The organism is Deinococcus sp. YIM 134068, from assembly GCF_036543075.1.
GTDB lineage: Bacteria > Deinococcota > Deinococci > Deinococcales > Deinococcaceae > Deinococcus > Deinococcus lichenicola.
On sequence record NZ_JAZHPF010000016.1, the window covers coordinates 12655 to 33127 of the forward strand.

General features: G+C 69.6%; 18 protein-coding genes and 2 pseudogenes. 13 read left to right on the forward strand and 7 right to left on the reverse strand.

Annotated elements, in window-relative coordinates:
* Positions 1 to 6: 6 nt before the first annotated feature.
* The 3 genes from V3W47_RS14300 to V3W47_RS14310 form a co-directional block, all read right to left on the reverse strand.
* Positions 7 to 951, reverse strand: a complete 945-nt coding sequence (locus V3W47_RS14300) for a hypothetical protein (RefSeq protein ID WP_331825900.1) — start codon at positions 949 to 951, stop codon at positions 7 to 9.
* Between the two features lie 225 nt (positions 952 to 1176).
* Positions 1177 to 2433 (reverse strand): nitric oxide synthase oxygenase, encoded by a 1257-nt coding sequence (locus tag V3W47_RS14305; protein ID WP_331825901.1) that lies wholly within the window; start codon positions 2431 to 2433, stop codon positions 1177 to 1179.
* Positions 2434 to 2716: 283 nt separating this feature from the next.
* Complete coding sequence (locus V3W47_RS14310; RefSeq protein ID WP_331825902.1) at positions 2717 to 3814, reverse strand: BMP family lipoprotein; 1098 nt, start codon at positions 3812 to 3814, stop codon at positions 2717 to 2719.
* Between the two features lie 271 nt (positions 3815 to 4085).
* Here V3W47_RS14310 and ligA point away from each other — a divergent pair, with 271 nt between their 5' ends.
* The 10 genes and pseudogenes from ligA (at position 4086) to V3W47_RS14360 (ending at position 14079) form a co-directional block, all read left to right on the forward strand.
* The gene (gene ligA / locus V3W47_RS14315; RefSeq protein WP_331825903.1) at positions 4086 to 6131 is read left to right on the forward strand and encodes an NAD-dependent DNA ligase LigA; all 2046 of its coding nucleotides are present in this window, start codon (positions 4086 to 4088) and stop codon (positions 6129 to 6131) included.
* Positions 6132 to 6308: 177 nt separating this feature from the next.
* A complete protein-coding gene (locus tag V3W47_RS14320) occupies positions 6309 to 6650 on the forward strand; it encodes an Asp23/Gls24 family envelope stress response protein (RefSeq protein ID WP_331825957.1) in 342 nt (113 codons plus the stop codon).
* A 58-nt stretch (positions 6651 to 6708) separates the two neighbouring features.
* On the forward strand, positions 6709 to 7200 hold the full coding sequence (gene nusB / locus V3W47_RS14325) for a transcription antitermination factor NusB (protein ID WP_331825904.1): 492 nt from the start codon (positions 6709 to 6711) through the stop codon (positions 7198 to 7200).
* Positions 7197 to 8066: a bifunctional methylenetetrahydrofolate dehydrogenase/methenyltetrahydrofolate cyclohydrolase FolD gene (gene folD, locus V3W47_RS14330; RefSeq protein WP_331825905.1), complete on the forward strand. Its 870-nt coding sequence runs from the start codon at positions 7197 to 7199 to the stop codon at positions 8064 to 8066. The genes nusB and folD overlap by 4 nt, the downstream gene beginning before the upstream one ends.
* Before the next feature lie 62 nt (positions 8067 to 8128).
* Positions 8129 to 8590 (forward strand): divergent PAP2 family protein, encoded by a 462-nt coding sequence (locus V3W47_RS14335; RefSeq protein ID WP_331825906.1) that lies wholly within the window; start codon positions 8129 to 8131, stop codon positions 8588 to 8590.
* A 365-nt stretch (positions 8591 to 8955) separates the two neighbouring features.
* Positions 8956 to 9960: a LacI family DNA-binding transcriptional regulator gene (locus V3W47_RS14340; protein ID WP_331825907.1), complete on the forward strand. Its 1005-nt coding sequence runs from the start codon at positions 8956 to 8958 to the stop codon at positions 9958 to 9960.
* A 192-nt stretch (positions 9961 to 10152) separates the two neighbouring features.
* Positions 10153 to 11342 (forward strand): annotated as a pseudogene (locus tag V3W47_RS14345) (sugar ABC transporter substrate-binding protein).
* A gap of 58 nt (positions 11343 to 11400) precedes the next feature.
* On the forward strand, positions 11401 to 11703 hold the full coding sequence (locus tag V3W47_RS14350; RefSeq protein ID WP_331825908.1) for a hypothetical protein: 303 nt from the start codon (positions 11401 to 11403) through the stop codon (positions 11701 to 11703).
* Positions 11704 to 11855: 152 nt separating this feature from the next.
* On the forward strand, positions 11856 to 13397 hold the full coding sequence (locus V3W47_RS14355; protein WP_331825909.1) for a glycoside hydrolase family 13 protein: 1542 nt from the start codon (positions 11856 to 11858) through the stop codon (positions 13395 to 13397).
* 115 nt (positions 13398 to 13512) lie between these two features.
* Entirely contained in the window at positions 13513 to 14079 is a 567-nt protein-coding gene (locus tag V3W47_RS14360; protein ID WP_331825910.1) for a class I SAM-dependent methyltransferase, read from the forward strand.
* 293 nt (positions 14080 to 14372) lie between these two features.
* Here V3W47_RS14360 and V3W47_RS14365 read toward each other — a convergent pair whose 3' ends face one another.
* On the reverse strand, positions 14373 to 14750 hold the full coding sequence (locus V3W47_RS14365) for an NADH-quinone oxidoreductase subunit 15 (protein ID WP_331825958.1): 378 nt from the start codon (positions 14748 to 14750) through the stop codon (positions 14373 to 14375).
* A gap of 108 nt (positions 14751 to 14858) precedes the next feature.
* A pseudogene (locus V3W47_RS19715) lies at positions 14859 to 15356 on the reverse strand (DUF7079 family protein); the annotation flags it as partial.
* Here V3W47_RS19715 and V3W47_RS14370 point away from each other — a divergent pair.
* Complete coding sequence (locus tag V3W47_RS14370; RefSeq protein WP_331825911.1) at positions 15295 to 15849, forward strand: AAA family ATPase; 555 nt, start codon at positions 15295 to 15297, stop codon at positions 15847 to 15849. The pseudogene V3W47_RS19715 and the gene V3W47_RS14370 overlap by 62 nt on opposite strands.
* On the opposite strand, the gene V3W47_RS14375 is transcribed toward V3W47_RS14370, so the two are convergent.
* Positions 15806 to 17638: an alpha-amylase family glycosyl hydrolase gene (locus V3W47_RS14375; RefSeq protein WP_331825912.1), complete on the reverse strand. Its 1833-nt coding sequence runs from the start codon at positions 17636 to 17638 to the stop codon at positions 15806 to 15808. The genes V3W47_RS14370 and V3W47_RS14375 overlap by 44 nt on opposite strands.
* Before the next feature lie 124 nt (positions 17639 to 17762).
* A complete protein-coding gene (locus V3W47_RS14380; RefSeq protein ID WP_331825913.1) occupies positions 17763 to 18098 on the reverse strand; it encodes a hypothetical protein in 336 nt (111 codons plus the stop codon).
* Between the two features lie 317 nt (positions 18099 to 18415).
* Between V3W47_RS14380 and V3W47_RS14385 the strand changes: the two genes are divergently transcribed.
* Positions 18416 to 19096, forward strand: coding sequence for a GntR family transcriptional regulator (locus V3W47_RS14385; protein WP_331825914.1), 681 nt, complete (start codon positions 18416 to 18418; stop codon positions 19094 to 19096).
* 64 nt (positions 19097 to 19160) lie between these two features.
* A complete protein-coding gene (locus V3W47_RS14390) occupies positions 19161 to 20315 on the forward strand; it encodes an ABC transporter substrate-binding protein (RefSeq protein WP_331825915.1) in 1155 nt (384 codons plus the stop codon).
* The last annotated feature ends 158 nt before the right edge of the window (positions 20316 to 20473 follow it).

Consider the following 20473-nt stretch of genomic DNA (forward strand, 5'->3'; position numbering starts at 1 on the left):
GGGAACCTAGCGGCGGGTCGGGTCGGTCGGCAGCGTGGCGATGGCGCGGTGGGTGGCGGCGTTCCTCGCCCCCATGACGGCGAGGAGCAGCGTCAGGCCCGCGCCGAGCAGCCACGAGAGGCCGGTGTTGCGGGCGGCGGTGCGGGCGGTGGCCTCGGCGGTCTCGGCGACCTGGCGGGCCTGCGTCTCCAGACGGTTGACCTGCTCGGTGACTTCGGTGCGGACCTCGGTGGCCTGGGCATTCGTCAGGCCCTGGCGCTCCAGCCGGGTCACGAACTGGTCGCCCGTCAGCGCCTCCTTGACGGCATTGAGGCGCGCGCCGGCGAAGTCGGTGATGTTGGCCGGGTTCTGGGTGCCGAGGTCGTAGCGGGCGCGGCGGAAGATGCCCGTCACCACGTTGGAGGCGGCCTGCACCTGCTCCTCGCTGAGGTCGGCGTTGCTCCCGGCGATCAGGTCCACCACGTCGTCCTCGGTGATGCCGTCCACGAAGCTCTGGAGGCCCCCGCTCTGGGCGGCCTCGCTCCCGGCGGCGGCTCCCGCGTTGGCCGCCGCACCCGCCACGTTGCCGACGAGGTTGCCCGCGCTGCCCAGCAGGCGGCTCACGCTGTTCAGGGCGAGCAGGGTGGTCAGGAGGACGAGCAGGCCGCCCGTCACGAGGCCCGTCAGCGTCGCGTCGTCGTGGGTCATGGCGGCGATACCGTCGGTGTTGTGGGTGGCGGGGGCGCTCGCGCGCACGGCGGTCAGCCCGGCGGCGTAGGCCCCCACGAGCGCGGCCACCGCCGTCCAGATGCCTGCCTGGATGCCCGTGCCCGTCAGGGTAATCCCGGTCAGGGCCGTGATGACGAGGCCGAGGGCGAGGATGGTCAGCGTCGAGACGAGGCCCATCACCAGCCCGGCGAGGACGCCGCGCCAGCTCAGGCGGCGGGAGAGTCGGTCGGTGTTCAGGGTCATGTGGTTCTCCTTCGGAAGCCGCCCGCCCCGGTGGGACGCCGACGGCCCGCGCCGCGCCCACGGGGGAGGCGGACTTCGGAACACACCCTAGAGGCCCGGCGAACTCTGTAGTCGGTCCCACGCTTAACCCAGAGTTCACGCGTTCCGGTCGCGCTTCACCTCTCGGCGGCAGGTCCGCCGCGTCGGCCCCGGCCCTGGGGACATCGCCACGTGGCCGGGCATCCTCTACGTCGGTGCGCCCGCTGGTCCGCTCATGTCGGGGGAGGTGGAGCCGGAGACGGCGGGGGGCTTGACGTTGACAGGGTGGACGGGACACTGCCCTGTGGCCGGACGGGGCGGCTGTGGCGGCTCCGGCTCCTGTGCCTGGGGCGCGACCCACGGCGTCGGCTGGTCGAAAAAGTTGGGCCTGAGAATCACGTCGGGGTAGGTGCGCCCGAAGGTCGCGGTCGTGGAGGCGGACAGGGGGGCGACCATCGTTCGCCAGTCGGCGGGGGTGACGCGACCGGCGCGGGCCTCACGCTCCTCGTGCAGCACGAACTGACGGGCCACCGTGTGATGGTCGAGGATGCTGACCTGACGCCGCTCAAAGGAGAACATCACCGCCGTCGTGAGTTCGAGCAGCGCACGGTCCTTCCACAGCGTCCGGTCGCGGCGCGTGTCCAGTCCCATGCGCCGGGCGATCTCGGGCAGCATGTCGTAACGGTTCACGTCGCTCAGGTTGCGCGCCCCGATCTCGGCGGCGGTGTACCACGCGCTGAAGGGCGCGGCGGTGTAGGACACGCCCCCGAGGTCAAGGCGCATGTTCGAGATGGCCGGGTGGCTGTACCACTTCAGGCCCAGATCGGCGAACCACGGCAGTGTGGGGTGCGTGATCGGCACCTCCAGAACGGCGTCGGCGGGCAGCTCGAACAGTCGCGGTGCCTCACCGGGCGGGTGCAGTACCACCGGCAGGAGGTCGAAGCGGGTGCCGGGGCCGCCCGGCCAGCCCAGCGCGCGGATGGCGTCGGTCAGCTCGACGTTGGCGGGGTCCCCGACCACCGTGCCGTCGGCCTGCCGGTAGCCCGCGTAGCCGATGAGCTGGGAGTTCCAGACCCGCAGCCCCGGCTGACCGGGCTGTTGCGGCGCGAAGACGCTGAGCAGCAACCGGGTCCGCCCACCGTTGCAGGCGGCCCGCAGGTGGTCCACCAGACCCCCGAACACCTCCTCGGCCCCCCGCAGATGCCGGCAGTCCCGGACATGCAGTTGCTGCCAGGAGAACTTGCCCACACAGCGGGTCGAATTGCGCCACGCGATCCGGGTGCCGTGCGTCAGCTCGTCCGGGGTGTGCTCGACCGTGCCCCGCGCCGCGAACTCCGCGCGAAGCTGGGCGAGGCGCTCGGCGTGCCCCTCGACGACGAGACCCTCGTCGTGCAGGAGCGCCTGAAATTGAAGGGCGTCGGCCAGCCGTTCCTCATACTCCGTTTGCGGTACTGCTTGGTTCATTCCACTCCTTGCGCGCATAGCTCAGGTCGCCGACTCCGCGCAGGGGATCGGCTCCCGCAAGACTCTCGCGGCATAAGAAGGCTGAGAACCTAACACGGCTCTTACTCGTCCCCACGCAACTTTGTCCGTGGAGTCTGGAGGGTCCCTCCCCTCGGCGGCGTTCTGGGGTCGGCCAGAGGCCGAATCCACGTGTGGGCGGGGAGAAAGGGGCGGAAGGGGAAGGAAGGCGAGAAAAAGAGCCGGGGCGGACCCATACAGGCCCGCCCCCTCGAAGATGAAGAGGTTACTTCGTGGGCACCTTGATCGCGCCGCTGATGATGCGGGCCTTCGCGGCCTCCACACGGGCGACCTGGGCCGAGGAGATCAGCGCCTTGTTGTACTGGTCCACCGCGTAGCCGACGCCGCCCTCCTTGAGGCCGAAGCGCCGCTCGCCACCTCTGAAGCCGCCGTCCTTCGTGGCCTTGATCAGACTGTACACGGCGTTGTCCACGCGCTTGAGCATGGAGGTCAGGCCGTGGTTCATCGTGGCGGGGTTCTTGTCGAAGTCGCCGAGGTAGTTCTGGTTGGAGTCCACGCCGATGAAGAACATCGGGCGGGTGTTGCCCGCGCAGGCCTGACGGTACGACGCGCTCTTCGTCACGTTATTGAAGTTGTTGGAGGCGAAACGCACGCCGCTGGGCAGGTTGCCCGCCTTGAGGCACTGGGTCTGCTTCACGTAGTCGATGACGCCGTTGCCGCTCGCGCCCGCCGCCGCGAAGATGATGTCCGACCCCTTCGCGCGCATGGAGGCCGCGATCTCCTTCGCCTTGCCGGGGTTGTTCCACGCTTCCGGAGTGGTGCCCACGTACTGGGCGATGACGCGCACACGCGGGTTGGCGGCCTTCGCCCCCGCCGCGAACCCGGCCTCGAACTTGTGGATCAGGGGGATGTCCATGCCGCCCACGAAGCCCACCACGCCCGTGCTGCTGTTCAGCCCGGCAAGGTAGCCCACGAGGTAGCTGCCCTCCTGCTCGGCGAACACGAGGCTCGCCACGTTCTTCTGCGGCGACACGTCGTCCACCAGCCCGAAGTACAGGTCGGGGTTCTCTTTGGCGACCTGCGTGATGGAAGCGTTGTTGGCAAAGCCGATGCCGATGGTCAGGTCGAAGCCCTCGCCCGCGAAGGAGCGGATGCCCTGGATGATCTGGCTGGGGTCGGACGGCTCGAAGTCCTTGAGCTGCACGCCGAGCGTCTTGGCCGCGCGCTGCCCGCCCGTGTAGGCGCTCTGGTTGAAGCTGCGGTCGAACTTGCCGCCCGCGTCGTAGGCCATCCCCACGCGCACGGAGTCCTGCGCGGCGGCGAGGGTGGTCAGGGCCAGGGCAAGCGTCAGAAACTTCTTCATGTGATCTCCTCCGAGTGGGGGATGGGGCGTGCTTTCAGGTGGATTACGTTGAACCCGGTCCAGAGTATACGTGAATCACCCGCCATGCAGAATCCATCCAACTCACGGTTGGCCGTGGGAATGAGCCGTCAGCCGTCAGCCGTCAGCCGTCAGCCGTCAGCCGTCAGCGGTCAGCGGTCAGCGTGGGGCGGTGAGCCTTCCGCCTTCTGCTCGCCCCTGAGTGCGTGAAATAGCACCCGCCCGTCCGAAACCCCGGTGCTACGCTGCCCGCATGGACCAGCCCGCCGACGCACTCGCCGCCGACGTGACAGAGGAACAGTACCGCGCCCTGCGCGCCGAGGTCGAGCGCCACGCCCGCGCGTATTACGAGCAGGACGCCCCCGAGATTCCCGACGACGTGTACGACCGGATGGTGCGGGAGTTGCGGACGGTCGAGGAGGCGCACCCGGACTGGGCGGTGGGGCCGACGCCCACCCAGCAGGTCGGCGGGGCACCCAGCACGGCCTTCCAGCACGTCAACCACCCCACCCCCATGACCAGCCTCGACAACGTGTTCGACGACGAGGAACTGGCCGGGTGGCAAGAAAGGCTGGCCCGGTCGTTGAACCTCCCGCCCGACCACGACGGGTTCACGTACACGGGCGAACTCAAGATCGACGGCCTGAGCGTCAACCTCTATTACGTGGACGGCGTGCTGCGGTGGGCCGCCACACGCGGCAACGGCGTGACGGGCGAGATGGTGACGGAGCAGGTGCTGACGGTGCCCGGCATCCCGCGCGAGATCGCCGGACACAAGGGGGAGCTGGAGGTGCGCGGCGAGGTCTACCTCTCGCGGGCCGACTTCGCCGCCTACAACGCGCGGGCGGAGGAACTGGGCACGCCGCTGCTGAAGAACCCCCGCAACGGGGCCGCTGGAGCGCTCCGGCAGAAGGACCCGGAGGTGACGCGCTCCCGGAACCTCAAGGCCATCTTCTACGCCCTCGGCAAGCGGGACGGCGTGCCCGTGCGCTCGCAGTCCGACATCCTGACCTGGCTGGGCGAGCACGGCTTTCCCACCAGCCAGTACTCGGAGACGCTGACGGGCCGGGAGGCCGCCGCCGACTACCACCGCCGGATGACGGCGGGGCGGTCGGGCTTCGAGTTCGACGCGGACGGCACGGTCCTCAAGCTCGACTCGTTGCACCTTCAGGACGAGGCGGGCTTCACGAGCCGCGCGCCGAGGTGGGCCATCGCGTACAAGTTCCCGGTCGAGGAGGTCGAGACGGTCCTCGAACACATCGTCATCAACGTGGGCCGCACGGGGAAGCTCGCGCCCCTTGCGCACCTGTCGCCCCGGCTGATCGAGGGAAGTACGGTGAGCCGCGCGACCCTCCACAACGAGGACTACATCGCGGACATGGACCTGCGGATCGGGGACACCGTGGTCGTCCGCAAGTCGGGCGGCGTGATTCCCCAGATCATGCGGGTGGTGCCGGAAAAGCGGCCCCCGGACGCCGTGCCCTTCGCGTTCCCCACCCACTGCCCGGAGTGCGGCCACGAGGCGACGCGGGCCGAGGGCGACGCGAACACCTACTGCCCCAACCCCGCCTGCCCGGCCCAGCAGTACGAGCGGTTGCGCCACTTCGTCAGCAAGGGCGCGATGGACGTGCGCGGCCTCGGCGAGAAGCTGATCGAGCAACTCCTGAGCGTGGGGCTGGTGAAGGACGCCGCCGACCTCTACCGGCTGACCGCCGACCAACTGGCCGACCTGGAGCGCAGCGGCGAGAAGAAGGCGGCCAACGTCCTCGCCCAACTGGAGGCGAGCAAGACGCGGCCCCTGTGGCGGCTCGTCAACGCGCTCGGCATCTCCCACGTCGGGGAGCGCGGTGCCCAGGCCCTCGCCCGCGAGTTCGGCACGCTCGACGCGCTGCTCGCCGCCACGCCCGAGCGGATCGAGGCCGTGCCCGGCATGGGCGGCATCCTCGCGGGAAGCGTGACCGCCGCCCTGACCGACGAGACCATGCGTGACCTCCTGCGCCGCCTGCGCCAACACGGCGTCACCCCGACTGGGGAGACCGTGCAGCGCGGCCAGGCCCTCGCCGGGCTGAGCTTCGTCATCACGGGCAGCCTCTCGCGCCCCCGCGAGGAGATCAAGGCAAGGCTGGAACGTGAGGGGGCGCGCGTGACGGGCAGTGTCACAGGGAAGACCGATTACCTCGTCGCCGGGGAGGACGCGGGCGGCAAACTCGACCGGGCGCGCGAGCTGGGGACGAAGGTGCTGGACGAGGTGGGGCTGGAGGGGTTGCTGGAGGAGCGGGGAGTGGTGAGTGGTGAGTAGGCAGTGGGGCTTGCTCTGAATGGCCGTCGAAGTTACGCGCCTTCCAGAGGAGTAGGAAAAATCACGACCCACTCACCACTTCCCACTGACCACTGACGGGACCTCGCCACCCCGCTACACTGTCCCCCATTGCCGGGCCGCCTTCCCAACGGGCGGCCCGCACCGGAGGCGAGAAGCATGGAAGTGGAGATCAGCCGAAGTGTCCTGACGGACATCGCGCAGACGACCCTCGACGGGATCGAGGGCATCGAGGTCGCGTCCGCGTCCCTCAAGGTCGGGGAGGTGCTGCGCCAGCAGGGCGGCGGCCCGCGCCGTCCCCGCGCCCTGCGCGTCACGCGCGACGGGCAGAACGTGACCGTGGACGTGGGCCTGAACGTCGAGTACGGGCGCAACCTCGTGGGCGTGGCGGGGCAGGCCCAGCGGGCGGTGTCCGAGAACGTGGAACTCATGACCGGCCTGAAGGTGAAGGCCGTGAACGTGACGGTGCTGGGCGTGACGCTGCCGAAGGGGAACGCTTGACCCGGCATCCGCTCCGCCCGGTGAAGTCGGCGCACAGCGTCCTCTCCACGGAGGGACTATGACCCGCCGCCGAGAGAAGGCCGCCCAGCCCGTCGGCACCCGGCGCGCCGCCCGCGAGTTCGCCTTCCGGGTGCTGTTCGAGGCTGAGCGTGGGAACGTGCCGCTGGACGCCGTGTTCACCCGCGCCGAGGGGGCGATGCGCGAGGGAGACGACACCTTTCCGCAGCTCAACGACGAGGCGCTGGCCTTCGCGCGGCAGCTCGTGGACGGGTTGAGGGCGCACCGGGCCGAGCTGGACGACACCCTCCAACGCACCATTCGCGGCTGGAGCTTCGAGCAGATGGCCCAGACGGACCTCAACATCCTGCGCCTCGCCACCTTCGAGCTGATGCACACGCCCGAGCCGCACCCACCCGTCATCGAGAGCGCCGTCCGCATCGCCCGCAAGTTCGGCGGCGAGGACTCGGGCCGCTTCGTGAACGGGGTGCTCGCGGGCCTGAGCCGCAGCCTGAATCCCGTCCCGGAGAAGAAGGCGGAGGCGCAGGAGTGACGGCCACGACCGCCCGCGTCCTCGCCGGTCCTCCAGCGGCGGCGGCCCTCCTTGCGGAGACGGCGGCCCGTGCCCGGCGGCTGCCCACCCCGCCCCACCTCGCCCTCGTGCGGCTGGGGGAGGACCCCGCCAGCATGAGCTACGTGCGCGGCAAGGACCGCAAGGCGCGTGAGGTGGGCCTGCGAAGCACGGTGTACGCTCTGCCGGAGACGACCTCCCAGGACGAACTCCTCGCCCTGATTGCCCGCCTCAACGCGGACGACGGGGTGAACGGCCTCCTCGTCCAGCTTCCCCTGCCCGCGCATGTGGACGAGGAGGCGGTGCTGCACGCCATCGACCCGCGCAAGGACGTGGACGGCTTCCACCCGGCCAACGTCGGGGCGCTGTGGGCGGGCCGTCCGACCCTGACGCCCTGCACGCCCGCCGGGGTGATGGCGCTGCTGGCGCACTATGGCCTCCCCGTCGCCGGGCAGCGGGCCGTCATTGTGGGCCGCAGCCATATCGTCGGGCGACCGATGGCGGCGCTGCTGCTGAACGCCGACGCGACCGTGACCGTCGCCCACAGCCGGACCCGTGACCTCGCGGCGGTGACGCGGGAGGCCGACCTCCTGATCGCCGCCGTGGGCCGCGCGCACCTCCTCACGCCGGACATGGTGAAGCCGGGCGCAACGGTCGTGGACGTGGGAATCAACCGTGTGTCGGGCGGGCCGGAGGGCAAGACCTCGCTGACGGGCGACGTTCACCCGGACGTGGCGGCGGTGGCCGGGGCGCTCACGCCCGTGCCGGGGGGTGTCGGCCCGATGACCATCGCGCAACTCCTGGCGAACACGGTCACGGCGGCGGAGCGGCAGCAGGCGGAAGGGTAAGGGCAGAGGGCGGAAAGGCCCAACACCCGAACGCGGCAAAGGCTCTAAACTCCCCGGCGAGTGTGAACACCCCTCTCGAAGACCTCCTCGGCAACCGCTGGCTCTGGACCGCCGTCTTTGCGTCGGTGGGCGCGCAGGCGATCAAAGTCCTCCTCATTCTGCTCCTGGAGCGCCGCTGGCGTCCCGCCGCCGCGATGGAGACGGGCGGGATGCCCAGCAGCCACTCCGCGATGGTCGCGGCCCTCACGACGGGCGTGGCGCTCACCCAGGGCCTCGGCAGCCCCCTTTTCGCCGCCAGCGCCGTCTTCGCCCTGATCGTCATGTACGACGCGACGGGCGTGCGCCACTCCAGCGGCATCCAGGCCCGGCTCCTGAACGAACTCGTGGAGGAGTTGCGCGCCGTCGTCCGCGAGGGCTTCGCGCCCCTGCCGCTGCGGGTGCTGCTCGGCCACACCTATCTGGAAGTGCTGGTGGGCACGCTGATCGGCGTCGGGATGGCGTTTCTGGCGTTCCGGGTGCTGTAGGGGAGAGGGGCCAGCCGCCAGCCGCCAGCGAGAGAGGGAAATCGACTGTGTCAGTCGGGAGACCGTTGATCCCTCTCCCCGGTTCGGGAGGCGTCCACGCCTGCACGGTCCGCGTCCTCCCCCCTCGTCCCCGGCACGACGGGTCCCACGAGGGCCGCGCCGGAAGGAGAGCGGTGGCGGGAGGGCCTGCGGTCGCTCACAGGTCGCCAGCCTCCCGAACTCAGGGTGCCAGAACCCTCCCCAGGACCGCCTTGACTTTCGGGCCTCCCCGCCGCATGATGCCATCAACTGGCAACGTTACCAAATCGAGTGTTCGCTTGTGGGCGCGGGCGAGCCGTGTTCCGGTGGGGGCGAGGGGGGGGAGGATGACCAGACCGAGGGTGCGGGACGTGGCGCGCGTGGCGGGCGTGGGGGCGAGTACGGTGTCGCGGGTGCTCAACGGTCGCCCGCACATCTCGGCGCGGGTGCGCGAGCGGGTGCTGGCGGCGGTGGAGAGCCTGGGGTACACGCCGGACCTGAACGCGCGCAGCCTGCGCTCGGGGCAGACGGGGGCGGTCTCGGTGCTGCTGCCGATGACGGGCACGCCCTTCTACGAGACCCTGCTGACGGCGGTTCACACGCGGCTGGAGGCGGCAGACCTCGACCTCGCGCTGTTTCCGCTGATGGGAGGTCAGCGCGTGCGCCGCTTTCGTGACCCCGGCGCGCTGCTCTACCGGGCGGACGGACTCCTCATCGTGTCGCAGCGTCCCGACACGCTCTACCACGGGCACCCGCCCTTCGCGGGGCCGGTCGTGCTGGTGGACGCGCACCATCCCGAGTACCACAGCGTGTCCTTCGACAACCTCGGCGCGGGGCGGATGGCGGGCGAACTCGCGCTCTCGCGCGGGCTGCCGGTCGTGCTGCTGAGCGCGGCGGAGGTCCCCGGCGAACTCGACTCGCCCGTCTTCGTGGAGCGCCGGGAGGGGGTGCTGGAGGTGCTGGCGGGGCGGGGCGTCTTCCCCGCGCTCACCGTGCCCGTGCCCGCCACCCTGGAGGGGGGCCGGGAGGGGGCGCGGCAGCTCCTCGCGCGGCGGCCACCGGGACCCTTTTTCCTGCTGGCCCTCAGCGACGACCTCGCCGTCGGGGCGGCGCGCGCGCTCGCGGACGCGGGGGTGCGGCCCGGACGCGACTACCTCCTGCTGGGCTTCGATGGGGGCGCGGCGGCGGCGGAGGCCGGCATCAGCAGCGTCGCCCAGCCGGTCGCCGGGATGGGCGAGGCCGCCGCCGAGGTGCTGCTGGGGGCACTCGCGGGCGAGGAGCGCGGCCTGAGCGCGCGGGTCTTTGCCCCCACCCTGCTCGAGCGGGCGAGCACCGTCCTCCAGGGCGGGTGAGGCGGGACCCGTGGTGCCGCGCCGCCTCACCCCCGGACCGCACCGGGTCCGCCCGCCGCCCGGAACTCGGGACCCTCTCCAGGGAGGCGCGGGAACGAAAAGATGAGGCCGAACATCCATTCAACCTGGGACCCGAACTCGGGTCTCATATCGGCCAGCGGGGCGCGAGCCGGCATGGCCTGGAGGAGTGCTATGAAACGAGTGGTCTTTCCGCTGTTGACCCTGAGCCTGCTAGGAAGCGCTTCCGCCGTGAACCTGACGATGTGGACCTCCGCCGAGTCGGCGGTCGAGTTGGCGTGGATGCGGGCGCAGGTGGCCGCGTTCGAGAAGAGCACGGGGAACAAAGTCACCATCGTGAGCGTGCCGTTCGCGCAGACGCAGGACAAGTTCATCCAGAGCGCGCCGAAGGGGCAGGGGCCGGACCTGATCGCCACCGAGCCGCACGACCGGCTGGGGCGCTACGCCGCCTCGGGCGTGATCGAGCCGCTGGACCGGTACGTCACCTCGAAGACCAGGACCGATTACGACAAGACCGCGCTGGGTGCCTTCACCTACAAGGGCAAGCTGTTCGGCCTGCCGCTGAGCGCCGAGGCGGTGGCCCTGGTCTACAACAGGAAGCTGGTGCCGGGGGCACCGACGACCTGGGCGGCGGTGCTCAAGGCGGCGCAGGCCAACACCGGCAGCGGCAAGTTCGGCTTGCTATTCGATGTCACCGAACCCTACAAGAGCTACGGCTTCGTCAGCGCGTATGGCGGGTACGTGTTCAAGAACACTGGCGGGACGCTAAACGTGAAGAACGTGGGCCTGGGCAACGCGGGGACGGCGAGGGCGCTGGCATTCCTCAACGACCTGCGCTACAAGTACAACCTCGTGCCGGAGGGTTTGAGCCAGGACGCCGCGAAGAGTGCGTTCGTGGACGGGCGGCGATGTTCTACACCGGACCCTGGGACATGGAGGACATCAAGAAGGCGGGCATCGATTACGGGATCGTGAACTTCCCGACGCCTCCCGGCGCGACCGGCAAGTGGAGTCCGTTCGTGGGGGTGCGGGCGGTGCTGGTGAACGCCTACAGCAAGAACAAGCCGGCGGCGGTGGCGCTGGCGCGGCAGCTCACAGGTCCCGACGCGCAACTGTCGCATTACACGGCGAGCGGGACGATTCCGGTGAGCCTCTCGGCGCGCTCCCGCCTCAAGAGTGACCCGATCGTCGTGGGCTTCGGGCGGGCGATCAGCGCGGGCACCTCCATGCCCAACGTGCCGGAGATGGGAGCGGTGTGGGGTCCCTGGGCCGCCGCGACGGCGCAGGCCGTGCAAAAACCCAACCAACCCTACGCCGACCTGCTCAAGAAGGCGGTCGCCGAGATCAACTCCAACATCAAGTGACGAGCAAATGACAAGCAAGTGACAAGCAAGTGACAAGGAGGGAGCGTGCCCCGGAACGGTGGACTGGAAGCCCCTCTCCCGTCCACCTTCCGGCTGCTCCCCGCCCCCGGCGGCTGCCCACCGCACGTCCCGCCTCGACCGGGGGCCGGGGGCCACTGTTGTTCCCTCCCGCGCCCCGCCTCCCGAGGGCACACGCGGGGCGCTGCTGGCCGTGCCCGTGCTGGCCCTGCTGCTCGGCTGGCGGCTGGCGGATGGCATGAGCGAGGGAGGGGTGAGGCGTCAGATTTTGGGGATGAGGGGCTTTCGGGTGATCTGCAAGGAGATCGGCAGAGCGAGTTGGAACGCGGGAACGAGCGACTGAAGCGCCGGCTGGCGAGAAAGAGTTGGCCTACACGTCGCGGAAAAAGCCTGGGGTCTCCGGGTCCGGCTCAGCTCGTCGCAGGGTACGAGAAGCTTGTGAGCCTGGCCCGATTCCCGTGCGAAGCGGGCATCCCCGCAAGGAGGGCGACCAGCATGACATGGAGGAGCGGGAAGACAGTTGACCAGGCCGCCTCCGCTGAGACCTTCGCGCAACGCGAGCGCGATTGGCGCAACGGGGCGATCGTCTATCAGGTGCTCGTCGACCGGTTCGCACCGTCGGTACGGCTGGACGCCAAGCGCGACCTCTATCCACCGCCCAAAGTGCTGCGCGACTGGTCGGAGGTGCCGCACCCCGGGACCTACCTGGCCGACGCACAGCTCAACAGTCAGGAACTCGAGTTCTGGGGCGGTGATCTCGCCAGCCTCAGCCGTCGGCTCGACCATGTGCAGCACCTCGGGGCCGACGTGCTCTACCTGAATCCCATCCACCTGGCCTACACGAACCACAAGTACGACGCCCTGGACTTCCAGATGGTCTCCCCGGAATTTGGCGACCGGCAGGACTTCAGGGGCCTGGCGCGCGAGGTGCACGACCGGGGCATGAGGCTGGTGCTGGACGGGGTGTTCAACCACATGGGCCGCAACGCACCGATCTTTCAGGATGCGCTCAAGAACCCGGCGAGCGTGTGGCGGGACTGGTTTGCCCTCGGCCCACAGTACGCGGGTGGCGCGCGGGTCTGGACCGGCTACCACAACCTGCCGGAGCTGAATCTCGAACACCCCGCCGTCCGGGACCATCTCTACGCCGACCCCGAATCGGTCGTCCGCAGCTATCTCCGGGACGGGGCCGACGGGTGGCGCCTCGACACCGCCTTCGAACTGGGCCATGCCTACCTGCGCGACCTGACCCGCGCGGCGCACGAGGAAAAGCCCGGCTCCCTGATCGTCGGCGAGATCAACAACTACCCCGATGCCTGGCTCCAGTCCATCGACGCGGTGATGAACTTCACCCTCCGTCACCTCGTGCTGGACATGGCCGCAGGCGTCATCTCTGCGGCGACCGCTGGCCGCAGGATCGACCGGTTGGTCCGCGACGCGGGCATCGAACCGCTGCTCAAGTCCTGGGTGGTCATCGACAATCACGACATCCCGCGCATCGCGACCCAGCTTCCCAGGCTCTCGCGCCGCCGCCTGGTCCAGGCCCTCCAGTTCACGCTGCCCGGTGCCCCGAATATCTACTACGGAAGCGAGGTCGGGATGGTCGGCGGGGCGGACCCCGAGAACCGTGCGCCGATGCGCTGGGACCTCGTACACGCCGACAACCCGGAACTCGTGTGGATCAAAGGGTTGATCGGGATGCGAAAGCAGCACCGGGCGCTGCGCATAGGGGAGTTCCGGCTGGTCGAGTCGGACCGTTTCCTCGCGTTCGAGCGCTACACCGAGCGGGCGCTGGAGACGGTGGTCGTGGTGGCGAACCCGTCCGGCGCGGCCCTGACCGACCGGGTGCTGATCGCCAACGCGGGCCTGATGGACGGCACCCCGATGGTCGATCTGCTGAGTCCCGTGAACGGGCCGCCCGCAGGCACGGTGGACGCGGCCTGCCTGACGGTCACGGTTCCCGCCGAAACCGTCATGGTCCTGATGCCCCGCGAGCAAGCGTTGGGGGGGTACAGCCGGTACAAGCGAATCCTTTAGAGCGTTTGACAGACGGCCCTGTGTTGCGCTCAGGGTGACCATCCTTCTTTCGTCAACTGCGCTAAAGGTTGGGCCAGGGCCAGCTTCAGGGGCGCTTCGGGGTAGGGTGTGGCACGTGCCCTCTGGACCCGAAGAAACGAACCTCCGCGTCATCCTCGGCGCGGGCGAGCAGCGGTGGGACGGCTGGATTCCCACCCAGCGGGAGGACCTCGACCTCCTCGACCGCTCGACGTGGGTGGCATGGTTCGGGGAGCGCCGGGCCGACGCCCTGCTATGCGAACACGTCTGGGAACATCTGACCGAGGACGAGGGCCGCGCCGCCGCCCGGCTGTGCTTCGAGTTCCTGAACCCCGGTGGCTTCCTGCGCTGCGCCGTCCCTGACGCCAACTTCCCCGCCCCGGAGTATCAGCGCACGGTGCAGGTCGGAGGCCCCGGCCCCGCCGATCACCCCGCCGCCGATCACAAAATCGTGTACGACGCCCGCCGTTTCGTGGACGTGTTTCAGAGCGCAGGCTTCGAGGTCGAACTGCTCGAATACTGCGACGAGGACGGACGGTTCCACTCTCACCAATGGGACGTGAGGAGCGGTCCGGTCTACCGCTCTCTGCTCTTGGACCACCGCAACCGGGGAGGCGGGCTCGGCTTCGTCTCGCTCATCGTGGACGCGAGGAAGCCAATTTGAGGGGGTTCGTCAGGGCGATGTGTAGAGGGCAAGCGTTGCCTGCCGCCCCCCACCCGGCCTCCCCGCAAACGCTTGATGTGAATTGTGAATTAGGCAAAAGGAGTGTTGTCGCCGTCTGGGAGAAGGGCGAGCTTGGCTCGCCACCCCTCTCCCCAGCCCTCTCCCGCAAGGGGAGAGGGAGCAAAAAGCACATCTGGGACGCTTATCTCTTTATCCACATCAAGCGTCGCAAGGGGGAGCAGCAAGAAGCCCCGCCGTGAGCCGTTCACTCTAAGGCTGACCTGACCGCTCCCCTACGCCACGCCCTTCAACGCCCCGTCCAGCAACAGCCCCAGCCGCTCGCGGGTGAAGGGGCGCTTGCCCTCCAGCAGCCCGCGCTGCCCGGCGTGGAGGTGCCAGTGTTTGCTCCCGCCCATCAGCCGCAGACTGACGCCCTTGAGGTCCACGTGTCGGGGACTGGCCGCCGCGACGAGGAGAGGTTGCCCGCCCGTCGTCAGCGCCACGCTCATGACCGTGGTGGGCAGGTCGTAGGGGCGCTCCATGCGGTAGATGTAGTCGGGGAAGTCGGCGACCTTCTGGAAGGCCAGCCCGCGTGCGGCGGCCTCCGCCTCCAGCCAGCCCAGCAGTTCCACCCACTGCGCGTACAGTTGCCCGTCCGTTGCGTGTGCCATGTGGGAAAAGTGTAACAAGCGGGGCAGAGGGAGGAGACGTGCGGGACCTCCCGCCTCACCCCCCTGCTCGGCGCGGGCGGGCGGCAACAGGGCGAGGAGGCGCGTCCACTCAGAGGTCAGGAGCCGCCCGGCCCACAGGCGCGTGAGGTTCAGGCGTGGGGGACGCCCCCCGGCGCGGCGTGCCGCCTGCTCGCACAGCCAGTCCTCGTCGAAGCCGCTCCAGGCCCCGGCCACCGCCAGCAGGTTGCCCGCGACCACGGGGGCCACCTCCCGCCAGTGGATGTCGCTGATCTCATCGGTGCTGTACCCGGAGGCCGCCGCGACCCGCGCGATGCGGCGCAGGTCGTCCTCGGTGACTTCCTGATCGAGCCACAGCTCCGAGAGGGCGACCCAGAGTGGTCGGCGGCGGCGCAACTCCGCGTCGGAGAGAGGAGCGGGGGGCGGCATCACCTCAGCATGATCTCTCCCGGTCGTGGACACTACAAAGGCAAGATCAGCCACTTCGCCGATGCCCTCCCCCGGACTCCCGTGTTTTCCTGGCCGGATGCGGCGCATTCTCGTGATTGGAACGACGGGCAGCGGCAAGACGACCCTCGCGCGGGCCATCGCCGCCCGGCTGGGTGTGCCGCACGGCGAGCAGGACGCGTGGAACCACCTCCCGAACTGGCAGGAGGCCCCGCTCGAACAGTTCCGCGCCGGGGTGGACGCCTTCACCGCCCAGCCCGCGTGGGTGATGGACGGCAACTACAGCAAGGCCCGCGACCTGGGCTTATCACGGGCCGATACGCTCGTCTGGCTGGACTACCCCGCCCCGGTCGTCTTTTGGCGACTCCTGCGAAGGACACTGAGGCGCGGCCTGACGCGCGAGGAACTGTGGAACGGCAACCGCGAGCGGCTGGGGGTGAACCTCCTGACGCGGGACGGGATTCTGGCGTGGTTCTTCCGCACCCACTGGCGGCGGAGGCGGGAGACCCCGCAACTCCTCGCCGTGTTCCCCCACCTCCACGTCGTCCGGCTGCGTTCCCCCCGCGAGGCCGACCGCTGGCTCGCCTCCCTCAGCCCTGAAGGAGGAGTCGCCCGCCCGCCGCATCCAGCGTGATCTCGCCGCCCGCTAGAGTCTCGGCGCTCAGCCCATCGCGCCACTCGCCCGCCGGGAGGGTCAACGTGACCGGGTGCGCCTCCCCACGCCGACTGGCGATCACGGCGGCCCGCTCGGTGCGTCCGTCGGCGTGCGTGTACTCGCGTAGGAAGGCGAGGGCGTCGGCCTCCGCGTGGATGAGGCGGAGGTTGCCCTCGTGGAGAACGTGCGTCGCCCGGCGGAGGTGGATGAGCGCCTTGACCCGCGCCCGCAGCTCCGTGTCCCACTGTCGCTCGTCCCACGGCATCGTCTCGCGGCACCACGGCATGTTGCCCGGCGTGTGCTGGCTGAGGCCGATCTCCGTGCCGTAGTAGGTGCAGGGCACGCCCGCGTAGCCCATCAGCAGCGTGAAGGCGGCGAGGAAGCGCGTCCGGTCATCCCCGACCCGGAACAGCGCCCGCGCGATGTCATGCGATTCGAGCAGGTTGAACATGCTCAAGGCGACCTGCGGCGGCAGCGCGTGGTAGGCGTCCCAGAGGATGTCCGCGAGTTCGTGCCCGTCCATCCGGCTCGGCTCGCGCATGTGCGTTTCACCGCTCATCCACTGCATGACGGGCAGGCCGAAGCCGTGGTAGTTCATCGCACCGTCCTCGCCCTGCCCGTTCAGCGCGTGTTCGGGGTCGTAGAAGCGTTCGCCGAAGACGTAGGCGTCGGGCCTCACCTCGCGGGCCGCCTCCTTCAGCGCCCGGTGGAGTGGCAGGTTGTCCTCGTCGGTGCCGCCCACGCCGATCATGTGCGCCACGTCCAGCCGCCAGCCCGCCGCGCCGCGCCGCAGCCAGTGGCGCACCACGCTCTCCTCGCCGCTGAAGAACTCGCCCACCGCGAACTCGTTGCGGTAGTCGATCTTCGGCAGCGTCGGCACGTCGAAAAAGGCGTGGTACGGCGGCTTGCCCGGCTCGTCCCGCCAGGTGAAGAGGGCACGCTCGGGGGCGTCCTCGTTCTCCAGCGCCGCCTGAAACAGCGCGTTCTCGTTCCCCATGTGGTTGAACACGCCGTCGAGCACGATGCGGACGCCCACCCTATCCGCCGCCGCCGCCAGCTCCTCCCACGCCTCGTCCCCTCCCAGGTGCGGGTCCACCCGGCGGTAATCGGTGATGTCGTAGCGGTGGTTCGACGGGCTGACGAAGATCGGTGTGAGCCACAGCGCGTTCACCCCGAGGTCGGTGAGGTATGGCAGCGCCTGCGTCACCCCCTGAAGGTCGCCGCCGTAATGGGCGTGAACGTCGCCCGACCGCGTGAGCGGCGTGCCCCACTCCACATGCTCGACCGGGCGGCCCATGTACGCGTATTCGCCCGTCCGCACGTCGTTCGCCGGGTCGCCGTTGCGGAAGCGGTCGGGGAAGACCTGATAGAAGACGCTGCGCCACGCCCACTCGGGAGAGATGTGCCCCGCGAGATATTGGAACCAGTTGCGAAAGCCCCGCCGCGAGTGGTGCAGCCCCAGCCTTGTGAGGTTGAGGTGATCGTCCGGGAAGAGGAGGAGCCACGCATACCGCACCCGCGCCTCGTGGACGGGCAACTCGGCCTCGAACCAGCGGCCTTCCCCCTCCAGGCCCCCCATCTCAGCACTGACCTCCCGCGCCGGGATCAGCTCGATCTCGCCCACGCGCACGAGCTTGAGCTTCACCCCCGTCACGGGCAGCGTCACGCGCACCCGCACGCGCACCGTCTCGCCCAGCCCCGCGCCCAGCCGCTCGGTGTAGCCCGGCGTGTGGTCGTGTTGTGCCTCCTGCGTCCAGTTCGTGTTCATGTCCGTCCCTCCAAGAGAAACCGCCCGGCACGTCGTCCCCACATGCGTCATGCGGAGGTCGTGCCGGGCGGGCAAGCGTTGCCTTCAGGTTGTTCCCAGAGTCTGAGGGGAAGGCCGCGCCGGGTCAAGGGGGGGAGGTCCGACCTCCTGGGTGTGGGGTCCCGGCGGACCGCGCGGTGGCCGTCCCCCTCTCCGGGAACCACGTGTGGAACTGGCCTCCGACGAAGTACAGCCGCTGCCGCTCGTCCTCGTCGGCCCGCAGGGGAGAGTAGCTCGCCCGGTAGACCTGACCTCCCGCCGAGAGCAGCACGGGGATGAGCACGTCGGGTTCCCCGTGGGGGGTGGTGAAGGCGAGCGTGCCCACCGGGATTTGCGCGTGTTCGGAGGCGATGACGAAACCGACGTGGCGCTGCTGTCCCACATAGAGGACCTGAATTCGCACAGGTTCGGTTCGCCTCACGCCTTGATTTTCCATTCATGGAAGGGGCGTGCTGTAGCTTTTCCGACTCTCTTGTAGAGGCTTCGGCGCATTCCAACCGCTACCGGGCCGGGGAAGACGAGAACCGCCGATGACCCGGCCCTCGGACCTCCGCCCGCCTCCGCTACGGGGACGAAATGCCGCGCCCGTCGTTCTCGTCTCTCCGATCCGTAGCTCTCGGTACAGAGCAACACCTTCATCTGCCGACCCCAACTTGCCTTCCTGCCGATTACATGTAACACTTCATCTGTCCTTCAAGTTTTCTAACCGTCGCTTCATCTGTTGTCCGGTGGGTCCTTGTGCCTGCCCGGATGGAAGGAGGTGTCGCCAGCCTGTTTCAACCCATCGCCAGCGCGCGGGTCGTGGACGCGGTGCGGGAGCGGTTGCGCTCGGCCATCCTCTCCGGGGACCTCACGCCGGGAAGTCGGCTGAGCGTGCCCGGACTCGCGCGGCAACTGGGGGTGAGCCGCTCGCCCGTGCGGGAGGCGGTGCTGCTCCTCGTGGGGGAGGGGCTGGCGGTGGAGCACTCGCGGCGGGGGGTGGAGGTCGCGCGGCTGGACGTGCCGGGCCTGCTGGAGCTGTACAGCCTGCGCGCGGCGGTGGAGGGGCTGGCGGCCTGTCTCGCGGCGGAGCGCATGGGCGGCCCCGACCTCGCGGCCCTGCGGGGAGTGCTGGACGCCCAGGGCGCGGCGGCGGTGGCGGATACCCGCAGCTTCCGGGAGCTGGACGCCCGCTTCCACCAGATCATCGTGCAGACGTGCGGCAACGCGCGACTGGCCCGCCACGCCGAACTCCTCGCCCGCGAGATGCGGCTCGCTGGGCCGCTGTTGCTGAACGACGCCCGACACCTGCGCCGCAGCCACGAGGAACACCGCGAGGTCGAACACGCCCTGCGGCAACGGGACGGCCCCGGTGCCGAGGCGGCCATGCGGGCGCACCTGACCCGTGTGGCGGGAGCGGTGCGGGCGCATCACACGTAAGGGTAAGCCTTCAGCCATCAGCTTTCAGCCATCAGCAACCATTCTTCCACTCAAGGAGACAACCATGCACAAAGCAGCTTTGCTCGCCCTCACCCTCGCCGTCACGGGAGCCGCGCAGGCTCAGGGCACGATCAAGATCGGCGCGATCACGTCCGTCACGGGGCGTTTCGCGGAGTTCGGCAAGATGCAGCTCGCGGGCTTCAAGGTCGGCGTGGCCGAGGTCAACCGCAAGGGGGGCATCCTCGGGCGCAAGATCGAGCTGATCATCGAGGACAACGCCTCGGACGTGAACAAGGGCCTCTCCGCCGCCGAGCGTCTCGTGAACGCGGGCGTGCCCCTCGTCATCAACGAGTATTCCTCCAGCCTCGTCAAGGCGCAGGCGCAGTACCTCGCCCGGCAGAAGGTCCCGGCCCTCGTCATCACCTCCAGCGGCGACGACATCACCAAGCCCGGCAGCGACTACGTGTACCGCCTCAACCAGCCCGCCACCGAGTACGCGCGGGTGCTGCTGAACATCTTCCGCGACAACAAGTTCAAGTCCTTCGCCGTGATCGCGGGCACGGGCGCTTTCGAGAAGAGCGTGGCCGACGCCGCGAAGGAAATCGCCGGGGAATACGGCCTGACCGTGCTCGAAGACCAGCGGTACGACCGGGGCCTGACCGACTTCCGCCCGGTCCTCAACCGCATCAAGGCGCGGAACCCCGACGGCATCCTGATGGTCTCCTACGCCGAGGACTCCGTGGCCCTGATCCGCCAGGCGCGCGAGGTCGGCCTGAGGCCCCGCCTCTTCGCCGGGGGCGCGGCGGGCTTTGCCCTCCCCGAGTTCGTCAAGGACGCGGGCAGCGCCGCCGAGAACGTCGTCACGGCGACCGCCTGGATTCCGCAACTGCGCTACGCGGGCACCCAGAAGCTCAACGTGGAGCTGAAAAAGGCGCTGGGCGGGCAAGAGCCGAGCTACCACGCCGCGCAGGCCTACGCGGGCGTCCTCGTCGCCGCCGAGGCCATCCGCCGCGCCGGGGGCACCGACCGCGAGAAGGTGAGGGCGGCCCTGGGGAGCCTGACGATGCAGACCGCCTTCGGCCCCATCCAATTCAAGGACTACGAGGGCTTCCGCAACCAGAACCCGCTGGCGATGGTGGCTCAGCAGGTTCAGGGCGGGGCGTTCGTGCCCGTGTACCCCAAGTCGGTGGTGCCACGGGCGATCAAGTTCGAGCGGTGAGAACGAGGGTTGGGGGAGTTGACGGGCGAGTTTTCCGGGAGGCCGGGCTTGTTCACCCCCTCTCCTGCGGAGTTGTGCCAGTCCCGGCCTCCCCCCTCAAGGGGGAGGGTCGGGGAGGGGGGTGACGAGCACCGCTCGTCCTCCTACTGGACGACGAA

Excerpts from the sequence above, each read along its gene's own strand:
- V3W47_RS14300 (WP_331825900.1), bottom strand. The coding sequence starts at position 951 with ATGACCCTGAACACCGACCGACTCTCCCGCCGCCTGAGCTGGCGCGGC.
- V3W47_RS14305 (WP_331825901.1), bottom strand. The coding sequence starts at position 2,433 with ATGAACCAAGCAGTACCGCAAACGGAGTATGAGGAACGGCTGGCCGAC.
- V3W47_RS14310 (WP_331825902.1), bottom strand. The coding sequence starts at position 3,814 with ATGAAGAAGTTTCTGACGCTTGCCCTGGCCCTGACCACCCTCGCCGCC.
- ligA (WP_331825903.1), top strand. The coding sequence starts at position 4,086 with ATGGACCAGCCCGCCGACGCACTCGCCGCCGACGTGACAGAGGAACAG.
- V3W47_RS14320 (WP_331825957.1), top strand. The coding sequence starts at position 6,309 with ATGGAAGTGGAGATCAGCCGAAGTGTCCTGACGGACATCGCGCAGACG.
- nusB (WP_331825904.1), top strand. The coding sequence starts at position 6,709 with ATGACCCGCCGCCGAGAGAAGGCCGCCCAGCCCGTCGGCACCCGGCGC.
- V3W47_RS14340 (WP_331825907.1), top strand. The coding sequence starts at position 8,956 with ATGACCAGACCGAGGGTGCGGGACGTGGCGCGCGTGGCGGGCGTGGGG.
- V3W47_RS14355 (WP_331825909.1), top strand. The coding sequence starts at position 11,856 with ATGACATGGAGGAGCGGGAAGACAGTTGACCAGGCCGCCTCCGCTGAG.
- V3W47_RS14365 (WP_331825958.1), bottom strand. The coding sequence starts at position 14,750 with ATGGCACACGCAACGGACGGGCAACTGTACGCGCAGTGGGTGGAACTG.
- V3W47_RS14370 (WP_331825911.1), top strand. The coding sequence starts at position 15,295 with ATGCGGCGCATTCTCGTGATTGGAACGACGGGCAGCGGCAAGACGACC.
- V3W47_RS14375 (WP_331825912.1), bottom strand. The coding sequence starts at position 17,638 with ATGAACACGAACTGGACGCAGGAGGCACAACACGACCACACGCCGGGC.
- V3W47_RS14390 (WP_331825915.1), top strand. The coding sequence starts at position 19,161 with ATGCACAAAGCAGCTTTGCTCGCCCTCACCCTCGCCGTCACGGGAGCC.